Genomic DNA, 14769 nt, shown 5'->3' with positions numbered 1-14769 from the left:
ACTAATATTTTGTAGAATATAGATGTATAGTGTCAATACAAATGATAATTTTAAAATATTAGGTTGAAAATGACTGACAAACCAGGAAGAAATGATCCCTGTCCATGCGGATCAGGAAAAAAATACAAAAATTGCTGTTTAGGCAAAGCCCCCAGCTTGAAATTAAAGCATAAGGTCAGCGTTTTATCAGGCGTTAAAAAAGAAGCTCCTAACTTGATGAATAGAGCATTTGGCGATGCAATTGAAGAAGCGCCTGTCGACAATCTGCTCATGCCGCAAGCATTTCCTGAAACTTCACCTCCTCCCCCCGGAACTGTAAGCCCCTTAGGTGTTCCTTCTGACGAGAAGTAAATTTTCATTTCCGGTATGACTTTAGTATGATTTCTTATTACTAAGTCATACCTTATAATATTTTTACAATTAATTTTTGACATTTAATATGTAAAATTATATAATGTTTTAATAAATAATAAAAAATATCGAAAGGTTTAATAACTTATGTCTGCTCCAACAACAATAAATGACCAGCAGGTCCTCTGTTCTAACGAACAGGCTGAAAACTGCTTTTCCCACTACGGGAAGCTTATTGGTCGTGAGATTGAGGCTTTAGATGTTTATGGGGTACTGTGCACTATTTCAGCAGTTGTTTCAGCAATTTTCGCTCCTGCAGCCTTTCTTACAGGTTCTGCAGCCATGTTCACGTTTTGTGTTTATCGTATGCGTATGGGAGCGTATGAGAATAAAACAATTTGCTTTTCAGCAGAGATCACCAAACTTTTACAAATCACCACACTTCAAATCCTTTTAAGTAAAGCTGACGCAGCATTGATTGCAGCTCGAACTTCCTCCGCTGCTACAGCGGCTATTTCTCAAAATGTTCTTCCGATGTCCACACTCCGCTATGGGTTATTACGTGGGGCTAGTATAACGTCTTCATGCCTGGGTCTATTAAATGGTGTGTTCTTTGGATTTTATGTTGCAAATTTTGCAGGAAGGATATTTGATATTAAACCAAAATCAGCGATAATTTAAAATGGCTATAGATTCTTTATTTTCTACTAGTTCAACAAATAATAATTGTATTAGTTTCGAATGCATTCCATATTTTAAATCACAGGCATTTCGTTGTGCTGATAAGATTAAAGAATTTGCCTTCTCCAATGGGGGCGTTCTTATCGCAACTTCACTTATTAGTTTTGCATTAACTCCTACTCCTTTTCTCATCGGCTTTGGAGTCGGGACTTCTTACGGATTAGTATGCGCCGCAATCCAAAAGAAATTCCCTAAAAAACTTAACAGCGAAACAATTTATATTAGTGCAATGGGTACCGCCTTAAATGCTTGTTTAAGAGTACTCTCTTTAACTATACCCTATTCTAACGGCAAGATAATTAGCGTGAGTTCAACCGTATTTGGATTTTACCAAGGTTTTATAGCGGGAGCTCTTACTGTTTGTTATATAGGCAAAAAAATTTCTAAGATGTCTTAATGGCAACTCCGTCAATACTGCAAGAAAGTAATTCACCCCCTGACATTCACACCGTTTCAACACATGCACCTGAAACGCGCATACAGAGATATGGAAGGCAATTTTCGAAAGAGCTTGAAAGGCTAGATCGTTACGATCTAATTTTTGCTGTAGGCTCTCTTGCTAGCGCTGCACTTTGCCCCGCTTTTTTTCTTGCTAGTGTGGGAATATCTACCGGTGCGATTTTAAGCCTAAATTACTTAAACACTAGAAAAACGTTCAGGTTAGATAACTTTGCAAAATTACAACCGTTAGTCGCAATACCCCTCCAGATTCTTCTAGGAAAAGCAAATTCCATGCTAAATCCTCATCCGGCCGTAAACTCAGCTTTAGCAGCCATAAATGTAGGAACTAATACGGTTACAACACCTATTAAATTTTATTTGTGGAAGGCTGCAAATACATATTCAACCGGTGCAACGTGTTTAAATGGATTTCTATTAGCTTTTTATATTAGCGATATAGCTATAAGAGCATTTGCTACTGAGTCTGATATAAAGAACCCAAGCTAGTCATTTCAGGGTTCTATTCTAAGGAATTGGAAGGTAGGATTTGGATTAAGTCCTTACCTTTCATCTTTTTCACGCATCCTCAAAATCAAAGATATTCTTAAGACTATTACTGAATAGCTTATCTATTTTGTAGAGCTAGTAGGAAAATTTTGTAGAGAAAGAGAAGAAAAGATTTTTGGACTATGACAGAATGTCATAGTCCAAGACGCTACAATCTAGCGCTGACGTGAACCAGCGTAACCGCCGGAACGTTCGCCACGATAGTTGTCACGATCGCCACCACCGCTACGGTTGTAGCCGTTGCCACCGCCGTTTTCACGACGCTGATAACCGCCTTCACGGGGTTCTTTGTTTTGGCGACGGTCTTCTGCTAAAGAAACTCTCAACTCACGACCTAGGAAAGTCATTTTGTCGAGGTTTTCGATTGCAGCTTGTGCTTCTTCAGGTGAGCCCATGATAACAAAAGCAAACCCACGCGATTTGCCGGTGTAGTTATCCATTACGACTTTCACTTCAAGCACAGCACCGTGCTGTTCAAACAGAGGACGTAGATCCTCTTCGCCTGCTTTCCATGACAGGTTGCCAATGAACAGCTTATTTTTTTCGTTAGACATAATCGGCTATCTCCATAACCATAATTTAAATATAATATCTCCGCTTCAATTAAGCGGTTAATCACACCACTTGGAAAAAAAATTGGGCTACAAGTAAGGCCCTGGGTTGGAGATGCCTGCAGGCTAGCGTGGGCTAATAGTCAACGACAAAGTCTTGCATAAGGCATGAATGAGACAGTCGCTCATTTCTTTGAGACGAGTAACTTGGCTCGAAACACTTGTATTTAACCTTTTTTCCACTTCCACCTTCTTAATAGTTTAAGCAGCGGACGAGCTGATTAGAACTTTTATTAAGTTTGCAGAATATGGTGTTATCTTAATCATGTATCATTATACTCTTTTTCGTCTACAAAATAATAATTTGGGGAAGTATGCAGGCCGTTAAATCAATAGAATTAGCTCTTCAAGCTTTAAAAGAAGGCAAGCTCATTATCGTAGCAGATGATGAGGATAGGGAAAACGAGGGCGACCTTATATTCTCTGCTTCCCACGCAACCCCTGAATTACTTGCGTTTGTGGTGCGGCATACTACCGGTATCGTCTGCGTCCCTATGCTAGGGGAAAGATTGGATGAACTTCAGATCCCTATGATGGTGAACAGCAATACGGAATGCTACCGAACCGCTTTTACTATCTCCGTAGACTATTTTCATGATACGACAACGGGTGTTTCAGCCGCTGACCGCACACAGACAATTAAAGCGCTCGCCAACCCACAGAGTAAACCTGGGGAATTCCGCCGTCCCGGACATATTTTCCCGTTAAGATATCGTGAAGGAGGCGTATTAAAACGCGCAGGACATACAGAAGCCGCCATTGACCTATGCCTACTGGCAAAACTACCGCCTGTTGCCGTACTTTGCGAGCTTGTCAATGATGACGGCACAATGATGCGCTTCCCCGATCTGTTGAAATTTGGCGAGAAATATAATATCCCGGTCACAACGGTAGCAAACTTGATCAAGTACCGGCGTAAGACAGAAAAACTTGTAGAGAAAGTCTCCCAAGCTAAATTACCTACACCATTTGGCATTTTTGAAGTACACGCTTACAGATCAGCATTGGATGGGATCGAACATCTGGCCCTGGTCATGGGAGATGTCAGTAAGAGTGAGTCCCCTCTTGTAAGAGTCCATTCGGAATGTTTAACCGGCGATGTTTTTGGTTCTTTACGCTGTGATTGCGGCACCCAACTTCAGCAGGCAATGGAAATGATTGCTTTGAATGGAGAAGGCGCCATAATCTACCTAAGAGGACATGAAGGACGCGGCATAGGATTGGCCCATAAAGTCAGCGCCTATAATCTTCAAGACCAAGGGCGTGATACTGTTGAGGCTAATTTAGAGCTCGGCTTTCAGAATGACTCCCGCGAATACGGGATTGGAGCGCAGATATTAGCAGACCTCGGGGTAACGAAACTCCGACTGATCACAAACAACCCAAAAAAATATGGCGGAATAGAAGGGTACGATTTAGAAATAACTGAGCGGGTGAGTTTGCCGCCTTTTATGACAACAGAGAACCGTGGCTATTTACTGACAAAAAAGAATAAACTGGGCCATTTACTAGAAATTTAGTGGAGAAAAGATGAGATATCAAACCATTCAGGGCAATTATAATGCCACTTCCTTGCGCGTAGGTATCGTTGTAAGCCGTTTCAATCAAACAATCACTCAAAACTTGCTTGATGGCGCAATCGACGCCTTAGCGCGACATAATATCTCATTAGAAAACGTCACTGTCGTATGGGTGCCCGGTGCAATGGAGCTTCCCCTAACAGCACAAGCCTTAGCAGATACAGGCCGTTTTGATGCGATTATTTGCCTTGGAGCCGTCATTCAAGGGGCTACTGACCATTACGATTACGTTTGCCAACAGTCTGCTTCAGGGATAGCCCGTGCTTCACAAGAATGCGGTTTGCCGATTCTATTTGGCGTATTAACGACACATACGATTGAACAAGCTTTGGAGCGCGCAGGACTTAAAAGTGGAAATAAAGGTTTTGAAGTTGCCATGGCAGCCATTGAAATGGCAAATGTCATGCGTCGCATCGAAATGTTGAAAAGTAGCCATGCGCCGGTTCAACGCGGTGTAGTGCAGGATTCAACAGTTCCGCTATGATTAATAAGGCAAACAGTAGATGCTCATAGGGTCATCTCTGTTTGTCCTTTTGATACCCTTTCAAATATTACTTCTTAATTCTCCCTTAATATTATTTGCATATAATATAATTTATAATATCACCAATGTTAAATATGAATATAATATCAAATATTCCTAACATAATACTTTATCCATTAAATCATAATTTAAAAGAGTTAGCTAATCCCCTTACACTCTTGTTTTATGATTATGTATTTTCACCCATTGTTAATAATTGTATTGGACTTCTTCCAAATAAAACAGATTTTGAAAACATTCCTTTAATAAAACTTGAGATGAAGTTAGGGTTATTTGTTGCCGATCCATGGAGTCATCGCTTAACTATTAAAGAAATTAAGTTGCTTATTCATGCGTTACAAAATGTTTCATTAGAAAAAGGTAACGCACACGAGATCCGTATTCATGAACTTCTTATCAAGCAAAAACTCATTTATAATAATCTTCCAACAGTTTTTTTTAAACACTTTACAGTTGCAGTCAATGCTTTGCAAGAAGATCCGGATAATTACCTAGCTTATTACCGCGATTGTGCACGAGAAAATCACACTTATTTTGCAGAGCTTCTTGCATATCCCGCAGAGCTTCCCATGCCACCTACTATGACGAGTCAAGAATATACAAGAATAAATTGCCTTTGCAAAGACGTTCAATCCGACAAAGATTTACAAGATCACCTCGGTAGATTATCTATCCTCATTAAGACATTCAAAGGCGATAACGCCTTTGAAAACGATTATCTTTTAAGCGGCAGCAAGTTCGTTTCTACAGATTTAATTTTTGCTAACTCAAAGAATTTTCAGCACCTCAAAGATTTTCTTAAATTATATAAATCCTATGGATCCTTTGAAAATTTATTCAAAGCGGTCTTAGAAGATCGGTTATCACTGACTGAGTGGTTAGAAGTATTAAAATATGCTGATAGTTTTGCTGATCATTTAAATCCACCTGCAAACTTACCTGAAGAGCTCTGCTTTTTATTACTTACTATACAAAAAGCTAAGGAAAAATTCGTCCCTGATATTTTCTTCGATCTTACTCATAAACAACTTGAGAAATTGGATGACATTCTAAAATTAGATTTGACTAAGAATATATGGGATCTATTTCAAAATGAAAAAATCCGGAATTTATTTTTTAAACTGGATCTAAGCTTTGAACAAATCGATGACCTTACTAAGTTTGGAAATCAAAATACGCCTGCCATTCTTTTACCTTTAAGACAAAATAAAACAAGAGCCCATTTAAAATATACTTTAGAGATGAGCAAGATCTTATTTGCAGAATGCTCTCATAGTTATTCACCTCAATTCTTAAATACTATTTTTAAATTGCTTGGAGAACATAAGAGTTTTTCCACATTATGCAAAAAACTTAAAGCTAATGAGCTGTCGCTTACGGGTGGAGACCTACATTCTTTAATTGCATATAGGCTAATGTTGAATTTTCCCCAGGCGAAAATGATAAATGGCAAAAAAAGTACCTGCAAGTCAAAGAAAACCGCAAAGTTCCTTCAGTTTCTAGAGCAGTTTAAGATCCCCCATCTAGCAAACTTCACAGCGGCACAATTAGATTTGTATATGAAACTAGATAAAATAGATTTCAATCGTCCCGCTCAAGAAATTCTGAATGACTTAGATTTGCATCAATTATTATATGAAATGAAAGAAGTGCTACCAAAGGAACTTTTTCAAAAGATTTCCCTCCCGATTTTTGAAAATCTGCGGGTGGAGACTCATATTGATAAAATAAACGCTATGGCCCTATTTATTAATAGAAGCGATTTACCGGAAAACTTCCTACAAAGTTATGAAACATTAATTTTTAAAGCAAACTTATTATTGGTTAGATTTAACGACGAAACTATGGGTGAAATTCCCCCAGAGCAGAAACTTACAAGAGATGAATTTAAACTGCTCCGGGACTGTGATAACGTATTCTTTCTTTTTGACGAAAAAACAAACCAACTTTTACAGAAGGTAAGAGACTCTATTGCAAAAAATTCTTTAGGGCCGGAGACTACTCACTTCTGTATTGTAACCACTAACCCTGCGTCTTGGGTTTCTTCAGTTTTACCTTATGTCCATACCTTTTTCAAATTTAATCCCTATAAAACACAATATCCACGAGCTAATTATAGGTCATGGCGAGGCTTTGTACAGGGAGAGCAGGAAATAAAAAACATTCGCGTTCTGAAGACGGAAGAATATAAAATTCGTCCTTGGGTACTCTTTCCACATCTTAATAATGAAGAAAATATGGGAGTAAAAAAAGAGTTTAAATTGCGTTTTAGAGATAAGTTAATTCTAAACATGTATCAAAAGTTGGATGAAGATAGGAACTATGTTTTTTTAGCTGATGATCCAAATCTCTACAAAAAAATCTTATTATCTTTAATCGTGACCATAAAAAAATTCGCAAGCCAATGGATGAGTTACCTACCCTTCCAATCTAACGTGCCATTAACGGAATTAAACTATTCTACAAGCATGCTTTGCCACCACTATCCGATGATTTCTATCATTAAAGCTACGGAAGAGGTATGTAAGGATATGAATCTTCAACTGCCTACAAATACACTTGCTGACTTCGGGTTTCCTAATATGCAAGCTCTGCATATATCTTCTTATCGTATTATGACCGTCTGGAAAAAGATGGGGCTTCTAAAGAATGTCATTAAGCCTGAAAAAGGCATTTACCCATTAGAAATGTTCCTCCAAGATTAGTGCATGAGCAATGCTAACCTTATCCTAGCACAGGAGTGCAGCGACTTGTCGCAGCACTCCTGTGCTAGAGAGCGTTTCGCTTTGCAAAAGAAGCGTTAGGTTCTACCTGATTTCTTTTGGTCGTTTGCGAAAGACTGAGGGAGCGTTATACCGAATTGGAATCCTAACACAAATGGCATATACTTTGCTGTAAATGCGCAAGCTGAGGAAATATAAGTAGCACATCCGCCTAACTTGATAATGTCTAGGGCTTTTGTCATGCGTTCTAAAGAAACAAAATGATGCGTTAGTAGGGTGACATATATGAATTTATTTGTAAAAACAGAATGAAAAAATGGTTTAGCAATTTGTGTGCAAATAGGACTCTTAGTTAATTTACCAGCTATAGCCACTGCGCCACCTGCAAGTGCACCACCCAATACAAAATATGTAGAGGCGTATGTTGAGACGGCAAGACTTGCAAGCCATAATACCGTATTTAACGTGAAAGCTTTTTCTCTGTTTCTTTTTACATCTGCAGGCAACCGTGTAATTACAGTAGCTGCATTTTCTTGTTGTTCAGAGTTAACATCACTTAGCCGGAAATTACCAGCATACATTGATTGACTTTCCATAAATAAACCTATTATGTTAATGATAAAAAAAATCATTATACACTAAATAAGTTTAATCACCAAAAGAATTAATTCAATATTATCTTCTTGGCCTTACATCTAAAAAGTACCGATAAAGTTTAACAAATGCATAGGCAATATCATCTACGCATTGGTTAATATGAAAGGGCAGCTCTTCGGTAGCTGCCACAAGTAAATGCTGTCTGTCCCAAGTCATTGCTTGGAATGTTCCGTTATCTATCTGCACACGTTTATTTTCTACCTGCTCAAAAAGATTGCCGGCACAGTAGACTGCATATCCTTTATTAATGGGCTGTGCAATTAAAACAATATTAAGGAAGGGCAGTGGAGGTTTGTTATTTGATAATTCAGCCTGAGGCGTTATCCCGGCCGATTGAAGAATACTTTTGACCCGCTCTTTAATGAGTTCAGCTCTGACAGGGAAAGCGCCTTCATCGGGAACGACGATCTCTACCCCTACAGCAATATGGTCAGAAATATTATAGATGTTATCTGAGCCTGACCAAGATCCGCCTTCATCGAGTACAACTATTCCTGGATGGGTATATTGGACTCCTCCTTCAGGATAAAGTCCGGGTTTCATCTGCGCTTGAAGTTTATCTCTAAGCTGCCCAGAAATCTTTTGTGATTGTTTTTGACGATCAGCATCTCGCTTTTTCTTTTCCTGATCTGCCTGAGGATTAGGTTTGCCTAGCGGCGAATCAGACAGCCCCGGTTTAGACGGTGTTTGTGAGAGTAAGGGGGCTGTGCAAAGACACAGTAGAGTAATAAGAATGCGTTTCATAGGTTACTTCTTCAGGGTATTGGTGGAATTATCATTATTTTTATTCAATTTGAACGACGTGATAAAGCGTTCGAAGTCACCGTTTTCAGGAATGCCTGTTTTAGCAACCCTAGAGAGTACATAGAGAGTATTTCCCTGTAGAAACATTTTACTGTCGACGATAGCGTCGTCATTTTTCAATTTAAAACTTCTACCTTCTAGGCCATCTAATTTAGTGTCTTCTGAAGAGACAAGCTGGTTACGTGGATTCGAAGAAATCATGTCATCCATAAAACTTTGATAGAGGCCATTCTTATCCGTTACATCTTCAGCATTTTGGTAAGTCACAAGATTTACCATGTATACTGCGCCATCAGCACCTTCAGCGACATACATTTCATAGCGTTTAAGCTGCTGTGTCGTATTGTCGTTGATCATATCGCTAGCGTGCTGGGGAATAACTGGAAAGTCGACAGAGAACTTACCCGATTGTGGTTCATAATGGCGCCACCCATTGGATATTTTTGCGCTTATGGGTTCTTTAATTATTTCTTCTGAGGTAGGGGGGCGGAAAATCCAGTATCCGATGACAGCGAGTATAGCGAGGATCAAAAGTAGAATAAAGCGGTTCATAAGAGAGTCCTTAATGCAAACATATTTATTGTTGTGTATACGATAAAGCTAATAATCCTTCAATCAAGTTGTCTCATCTTAGATCACAATATAAATTTTAAAACACCTCTTCCTCCTAAACTAATTCCTTCCTAGCAGCGGCGTGGAATTTTCTAGGAAATAAGCCCACAAGTTAACGAAATATTTCCATTCTGAAATTCTTGAATTCATTTACCTCTTGGGGTGATAATCCCCACAGCAGGCAGCATTTTCCTAATCCGGAGTTAATAGGATGAAACGAGTAGTCGGTTTTTTATTTATTTTATTTACGTCATTGACATTTTACAGTTGTCAGCAAAGCCAATGCCCCACGGGTTTTATGAAGCCGCACGAAGAGGGGCTATTGCGCGTTTCTATAGATAATGACCTTTCTACCATGGATCCCCGCAGAGTCCGTGATTTGAATACGATGACATTTATGCGCATGTTTTATGAGGGATTAGTTAGGGCCAAATCAGATGGAACCTATGAACCTGCCGTTGCGGAAAAGATCGAAGTTTCTGACGATGGGAAGGTTTATACAATAAAATTAAAGGAAACCTTTTGGACGAATGGTGAAAGAGTAGAAGCCAATGACTTCATTTATGCATGGAAAAGTATGCTGACTCCGGGATTTCCTGCGCCCAATGCCTACCAACTCTATCCGATAAAAAATGCCCAAGCGATTAAAGACGGTAAAGAATTTGTCGATGCTTTAGGTGTTTTTGAGAAAAATAAGACGACTTTAGTCATAGAGCTAGAACATGCGCATCCTGAGTTCATGCAGCTCCTTTCCACTCCATTTTATTATCCTGTAAATTATCAGTGGGCAAAAGATTACGATGACAGCCCGCATACAATCAATCCTGGGGAAGTCCCTCTCAATGGACCGTTTGTTCCTAAGTCTTGGCATCAGCAAGAATCGTTAGTCGCGGCTCCGAATCCCACCTATTGGGATGCTAAAGCTGTGAAATTGAAAAAGGTGGAGTTTATCTATAGTGACAATAATACAGCCCTGCAGATGTTCAAACAAGATGGTGTGGATTGGGTAGGCTCCCCTCTTTCTACATTGCCGATGGACGCTTTAGCTGCTTTGAAAAAAGAAAACTGCGTCAAAATAGTGCCTGCTGATGGAATGTTCTTCATACGTATGAATACAGCAAAACCTCCCTTCACTAATGCCAACATCAGACGAGGATTCAGTCAAGCTATTGATCGTAAGAGCATCGTAGAAAATATTACCCTAGCAGGCCAGCCTCCTTCCACATCCTTAGTCCCCACTAACTATGGCTTGGGTTCCACAGCAGCCCATGAAATTTATGATCCCTCAAGAGCCGCAAGTGATTTTGCCAGAGGCTTAAAGGAGTTAGGGCTGCAAACTGATACGTTCCCTCCTGTCACCCTTTCGTATGTTTATAGTGATCGCAACCATAAGATAGCTCAAACTTTGCAACGCCAGTGGAAGACCCTATTGGGCATCGATGTTTCCCTTCCGCCTTCTGAAGCTAAAGTGACGATGGACCAAATCCGCCGCGGCGACTATATGATGGCTATCGGTTCTTGGTTTGCAGATATCCATGATCCGATCAATTATTTGGATGTCTTCAAGTATAAAAATAACGGCACAAATAATACAGGCTGGGAAAACGCAAAGTATATTGAAGCTTTGGAAAAATCGACAACAGTCGGAACAGATGAAAGGAAGAAGTCCTTAGCTGAAGCTGAAAGCATCCTTTTGCAGGAAATGCCTATTGTTCCACTTTTTGAAGCTACCTTCAGCTACATGCAAAAACCGCGTGTAGAAGGGGTCTATTTATCTCCTTTGGGGTATATGGACTTTAAATATGCATCCGTAGCAAAGTATGCAGATGACTTTCCTCCCAAAGGTGACTAAGTGAACGGTTGGTTAAAGCAGCGCTTGTTAGTATCACTGACGGCGCTGCTTTTAGTTTTTTTGATCACATTCCTCTTGATACGTTTTTTGCCGGGCGATCCATTTCTTACAGAACAGGGATTGCCGGAGAAAAGCCACCAAGCTCTCAGAGACCATTGGAAACTTGACGACGCTTGGTATCAACAACTTTTTTCACATGTACGTTCCATAATATCTTTTGACTTCGGCACCTCCATCACCTATCCCGACCGAACAGTCAAATCGATAATTTGGCAAGCTTTGCCGATTTCCATCCAGCTAGGAATGAGCAGTGTTTGCTTAGCGTTATTCTTAGGTGTTTCCAGTGCTGTTTTGACTAGTATCTATGATTATCAGACCCATCGTGTCTTGTTTTTTCTTTTCACAACGTTGCTTCTTTCCATGCCTACTTTTTTAGTTGCCGCTTTGCTGCAGTACTTTGTTGGAACAGAATGGGGGTGGCTGCCCGTTGCCCGCTGGGGTAGCTGGGAACAGCTTATATTACCCTCCTTAAGTTTGGCATTAGGGACGGGAGCTTTTCTTGGAAATTTGCTCTATGTCCGGATCCAAAAAGAATTAGACGAGCCTTATGTAAGATTTGCGGAAGCTAAAGGTCTTTCTCATGCGGCCATTATCTTGAAGCATGTTCTTAGGAATGCCATCATTCCCCTTTTGGCCTATTTAGGTCCTTTCATTGCGAATGTTGCTACCGGTAGTTTTATTATCGAGAAAATATTCGCTATTCCTGGGCTTGGCTACTGGTTTGTCCAAAGTGTAGGGAATAGGGATTACCCTCTCATTGTTGCTTTGGTACTGCTTTATTGCTCAGTGTTGCTTGTCTGTGTTTTCCTTAGCGACTTAGCTATTGCATGGGCGGACCCAAGGCAACGTACTCAACTCTATAAAAAAGCTGCGGCATGAGAAAATCGTTCGGCATATTCTTACTTTTGCTCTGCTTATGCTTGGCTGTATTTGGCCCTTCACTGGCCCCTAGCGAATTCGATGCGATCCATCTAAGTCAGACCAACCTTGCACCTTCAGCCAAACATTGGTTTGGAACTGATGACCTAGGCCGTGACTTATTTGCTCGGACGGCCATAGGCCTGCGACTGTCCTTAGCGACAGGAATTGTTGCTGCTTGTATAGACTGCCTCATAGGAGCATTATGGGGTGCTTCAGCGGCGATGCTGGGAAGAAAATATGATATGATCATGATGCGTTTTGTGGATTCCCTCGCTGCTATTCCTCAGACTATTCTGGCTATTGTCATGCTGGTGTGCTTAGGGCCGGGATTCCTTTCTATGATCTGCGCCATGGTCATCGCGGGATGGCTGACAATGGCACGCATCATGCGCTCTTACGTGGCAACATTAGTCAACAAAGAATATGTCTTAGCTTCCCGATTAATCGGTGCAGGATATGGCAGAGTTCTCCGCATGCATATATTGCCAAACAGTACCGATATCATCCTGACGACTTTACTGATGACTATTCCTCAGGCTATATTTCTGGAATCGTTCTTAAGTTTTCTTGGATTGGGGGTTCCCCCGCCGGCTTCTAGCTTAGGCAGTATGGCCCAAGAAGCGCTGCCTGCATTAAGCTACTATCCTTGGAGAATGCTTATTCCCGCGGGATGTGTCAGCGTAGTTATTTTAGGATTCAATTTAATCGCCAAGCAAGCGGACGATAGACATGGAAAGTAATCAGCCACTGCTGCAAGTCACAAATTTAAATATCCGTTTAGAGGATAAGCCCCTTCTTTCTGATGTTTCATTCGATGTGTTTCCTGCAGAAAGAATTGCGCTAGTGGGTCCAAGCGGTAGCGGTAAATCCCTCACAGTTTCTGCAATCGCTAAACTACTACCGCGTAAGCAATCTTGGGAAATATCCGGAAATATTCTCTGGGAAAATACAGACCTGGTAAAGGCAAACGAAAAGCAAATGCTGGCCTTTAGGAAACAAGGAATCGCCTTCATTCCGCAAGAAGCGTTGTGCTGCTTAAACCCCTCTATGAAAATAGGCAAACAGCTTCAAGAAATTGCCCCTAACGAGGACCCTGCAGAATGGCTGTCCGAGGTAGGCATTCATAATCCTGAACAAGCTCAATGGTCATATCCACATGAATTCAGTGGAGGAATGTGTCAACGTGTGGTGCTTGCGATAGCGTTAGCTTCTAAGCCTAAGCTGCTACTAGCGGATGAATTCACAAGCGCCCTAGACACAGTTTCCCAAGTACAGATTCTACAATTGTTGGATAAGTTATGCACACGTTACAATACCGCGTTGCTGGCTGTTACACACGATAAGAACATTGCCGCAAAACTTTGCTCAAAATCATATCGCATGGATAAAGGCAGGTTGAGTGTCGCATAATCCCCTTGTTCACATAAAAAACCTGACTGTAAAATACGGCCAAAAGACTGCATTAGAGAGAGTAAGCTTTCAGGTGGAAGCCGGCAAGACTTATGGAATTGTAGGGAAAAGCGGCTGCGGCAAATCGACCTTAGCTAAAGCAATAGCAGGCCTTATCCAGTATGAAGGCTGGATTGCTGTAGATGGACAACGGATCCCCCCTATCAGTTGGTCTAATCATGCCTTATGGGCAAGAAAATTAGTTCAGATGATTTTCCAGGATCCCTATTCCTGCCTTAATCCCAAGATGACGATATGTGATATCCTTTCGGAACCCTTTGAAGTGCATGGACTCATCCCCAATAAAGTGGAAAGGATGGCAGCTATTCAGCAATTACTAGAAAATGTGGGGCTGCCGCAGGATATCTTGTATAGATACCCAAAGACTTTCAGTGGAGGACAACGGCAACGTATTGCTATTGCTAGAGCGTTAGCAGTCATTCCCCGTCTACTAATTCTTGACGAATCGCTTTCTGCTTTAGATGGTCACTTACAGCAGCAACTTCTTGCCTTACTTAGAGAACTGCAGAACAAATATGGGATAACATTCCTCTTTATTACGCATCATTTGAAGATGGCTGAATCTTTTTGCAACAGGATAGGAGTGATGTATCAAGGTCGTTTAGTGGAAGAGTATGCACCCCAGGAAGTCTATACTCATGAACATACTAAAGAACTGCACGATGCACATGCTTTTTTAGAATCGGTTTGTTAAGCATATTTTCAACTCTCATCATTCTTCCTATTGTGAGCATAGCAAACCAAAGTTATAATCGGATTAAATTCAGCAACAACTAAACCACCCATATCAATTGAATATAACATCTTGATTTTAAATCAAAAAATAAGTATAAAT

Annotated in this window: 16 protein-coding genes; 12 read left to right on the top strand and 4 right to left on the bottom strand. The window is 40.5% G+C overall.

Translation table 11 applies throughout. The annotated features are described in order from the left end of the window. The first annotated feature begins 69 nt into the window (after positions 1-69). From WC222_05320 to WC222_05305, 4 genes are all read left to right on the top strand, one after another. Complete coding sequence (locus WC222_05320; GenBank protein ID MFA6915796.1) at positions 70-351, top strand: SEC-C metal-binding domain-containing protein; 282 nt, start codon at positions 70-72, stop codon at positions 349-351. Positions 352-498: 147 nt separating this feature from the next. Further along, a complete protein-coding gene (locus WC222_05315) occupies positions 499-1032 on the top strand; it encodes a hypothetical protein (protein ID MFA6915795.1) in 534 nt (177 codons plus the stop codon). A gap of 1 nt (position 1033) precedes the next feature. Further along, on the top strand, positions 1034-1489 hold the full coding sequence (locus WC222_05310) for a hypothetical protein (protein MFA6915794.1): 456 nt from the start codon (positions 1034-1036) through the stop codon (positions 1487-1489). Beyond that, entirely contained in the window at positions 1489-2040 is a 552-nt protein-coding gene (locus tag WC222_05305; protein MFA6915793.1) for a hypothetical protein, read from the top strand. The genes WC222_05310 and WC222_05305 overlap by 1 nt, the downstream gene beginning before the upstream one ends. Positions 2041-2255: 215 nt before the next feature. Here WC222_05305 and WC222_05300 read toward each other — a convergent pair whose 3' ends face one another. Then, positions 2256-2654, bottom strand: a complete 399-nt coding sequence (locus tag WC222_05300; GenBank protein ID MFA6915792.1) for an RNA-binding protein — start codon at positions 2652-2654, stop codon at positions 2256-2258. 371 nt (positions 2655-3025) lie between these two features. Between WC222_05300 and WC222_05295 the strand changes: the two genes are divergently transcribed. The 3 genes from WC222_05295 (at position 3026) to WC222_05285 (ending at position 7540) form a co-directional block, all read left to right on the top strand. After that, the gene (locus WC222_05295; protein ID MFA6915791.1) at positions 3026-4231 is read left to right on the top strand and encodes a bifunctional 3,4-dihydroxy-2-butanone-4-phosphate synthase/GTP cyclohydrolase II; all 1206 of its coding nucleotides are present in this window, start codon (positions 3026-3028) and stop codon (positions 4229-4231) included. Positions 4232-4241: 10 nt separating this feature from the next. Beyond that, on the top strand, positions 4242-4775 hold the full coding sequence (gene ribE / locus WC222_05290; protein ID MFA6915790.1) for a 6,7-dimethyl-8-ribityllumazine synthase: 534 nt from the start codon (positions 4242-4244) through the stop codon (positions 4773-4775). Positions 4776-4909: 134 nt separating this feature from the next. Next, entirely contained in the window at positions 4910-7540 is a 2631-nt protein-coding gene (locus tag WC222_05285) for a hypothetical protein (protein MFA6915789.1), read from the top strand. 95 nt (positions 7541-7635) lie between these two features. On the opposite strand, the gene WC222_05280 is transcribed toward WC222_05285, so the two are convergent. From WC222_05280 to WC222_05270, 3 genes are all read right to left on the bottom strand, one after another. After that, positions 7636-8154 carry a hypothetical protein gene (locus WC222_05280; protein MFA6915788.1) on the bottom strand — a complete coding sequence of 173 codons (519 nt, stop codon included), beginning with the start codon at positions 8152-8154 and terminating at the stop codon, positions 7636-7638. A 79-nt stretch (positions 8155-8233) separates the two neighbouring features. Beyond that, positions 8234-8959, bottom strand: a complete 726-nt coding sequence (locus tag WC222_05275) for a hypothetical protein (GenBank protein ID MFA6915787.1) — start codon at positions 8957-8959, stop codon at positions 8234-8236. A 3-nt stretch (positions 8960-8962) separates the two neighbouring features. Next, positions 8963-9571, bottom strand: a complete 609-nt coding sequence (locus tag WC222_05270; protein MFA6915786.1) for a hypothetical protein — start codon at positions 9569-9571, stop codon at positions 8963-8965. A 271-nt stretch (positions 9572-9842) separates the two neighbouring features. On the opposite strand from WC222_05270, the gene WC222_05265 reads away from it, so the two are divergent. From WC222_05265 to WC222_05245, 5 genes are read left to right on the top strand one after another with little or no spacing between them, the layout of a single operon-like run. Next, entirely contained in the window at positions 9843-11483 is a 1641-nt protein-coding gene (locus WC222_05265) for a peptide ABC transporter substrate-binding protein (protein ID MFA6915785.1), read from the top strand. After that, a complete protein-coding gene (locus WC222_05260) occupies positions 11484-12422 on the top strand; it encodes an ABC transporter permease (GenBank protein ID MFA6915784.1) in 939 nt (312 codons plus the stop codon). It begins immediately after the preceding gene. Beyond that, a complete protein-coding gene (locus WC222_05255; GenBank protein MFA6915783.1) occupies positions 12419-13204 on the top strand; it encodes an ABC transporter permease in 786 nt (261 codons plus the stop codon). Before WC222_05260 ends, WC222_05255 begins: the two co-directional genes overlap by 4 nt. Continuing rightward, complete coding sequence (locus tag WC222_05250) at positions 13194-13874, top strand: ABC transporter ATP-binding protein (GenBank protein ID MFA6915782.1); 681 nt, start codon at positions 13194-13196, stop codon at positions 13872-13874. Before WC222_05255 ends, WC222_05250 begins: the two co-directional genes overlap by 11 nt. Beyond that, positions 13864-14628, top strand: a complete 765-nt coding sequence (locus tag WC222_05245) for an ATP-binding cassette domain-containing protein (GenBank protein MFA6915781.1) — start codon at positions 13864-13866, stop codon at positions 14626-14628. The genes WC222_05250 and WC222_05245 overlap by 11 nt, the downstream gene beginning before the upstream one ends. Positions 14629-14769: the final 141 nt, after the last annotated feature.

The organism is Parachlamydiales bacterium, assembly GCA_041671045.1.
Lineage (GTDB): Bacteria > Chlamydiota > Chlamydiia > Chlamydiales > JABDDJ01 > JABDDJ01.
This window is presented reverse-complemented; position numbering and strand designations above follow the sequence as displayed.

Bases quoted from the DNA above. Each gene is read 5' to 3' on its own strand.
- WC222_05320 (MFA6915796.1), top strand. From the start codon at position 70: ATGACTGACAAACCAGGAAGAAATGATCCCTGTCCATGCGGATCAGGA.
- WC222_05315 (MFA6915795.1), top strand. From the start codon at position 499: ATGTCTGCTCCAACAACAATAAATGACCAGCAGGTCCTCTGTTCTAAC.
- WC222_05310 (MFA6915794.1), top strand. From the start codon at position 1,034: ATGGCTATAGATTCTTTATTTTCTACTAGTTCAACAAATAATAATTGT.
- WC222_05305 (MFA6915793.1), top strand. From the start codon at position 1,489: ATGGCAACTCCGTCAATACTGCAAGAAAGTAATTCACCCCCTGACATT.
- WC222_05300 (MFA6915792.1), bottom strand. From the start codon at position 2,654: ATGTCTAACGAAAAAAATAAGCTGTTCATTGGCAACCTGTCATGGAAA.
- WC222_05295 (MFA6915791.1), top strand. From the start codon at position 3,026: ATGCAGGCCGTTAAATCAATAGAATTAGCTCTTCAAGCTTTAAAAGAA.
- ribE (MFA6915790.1), top strand. From the start codon at position 4,242: ATGAGATATCAAACCATTCAGGGCAATTATAATGCCACTTCCTTGCGC.
- WC222_05285 (MFA6915789.1), top strand. From the start codon at position 4,910: ATGAATATAATATCAAATATTCCTAACATAATACTTTATCCATTAAAT.
- WC222_05280 (MFA6915788.1), bottom strand. From the start codon at position 8,154: ATGGAAAGTCAATCAATGTATGCTGGTAATTTCCGGCTAAGTGATGTT.
- WC222_05275 (MFA6915787.1), bottom strand. From the start codon at position 8,959: ATGAAACGCATTCTTATTACTCTACTGTGTCTTTGCACAGCCCCCTTA.
- WC222_05270 (MFA6915786.1), bottom strand. From the start codon at position 9,571: ATGAACCGCTTTATTCTACTTTTGATCCTCGCTATACTCGCTGTCATC.
- WC222_05265 (MFA6915785.1), top strand. From the start codon at position 9,843: ATGAAACGAGTAGTCGGTTTTTTATTTATTTTATTTACGTCATTGACA.
- WC222_05255 (MFA6915783.1), top strand. From the start codon at position 12,419: ATGAGAAAATCGTTCGGCATATTCTTACTTTTGCTCTGCTTATGCTTG.
- WC222_05250 (MFA6915782.1), top strand. From the start codon at position 13,194: ATGGAAAGTAATCAGCCACTGCTGCAAGTCACAAATTTAAATATCCGT.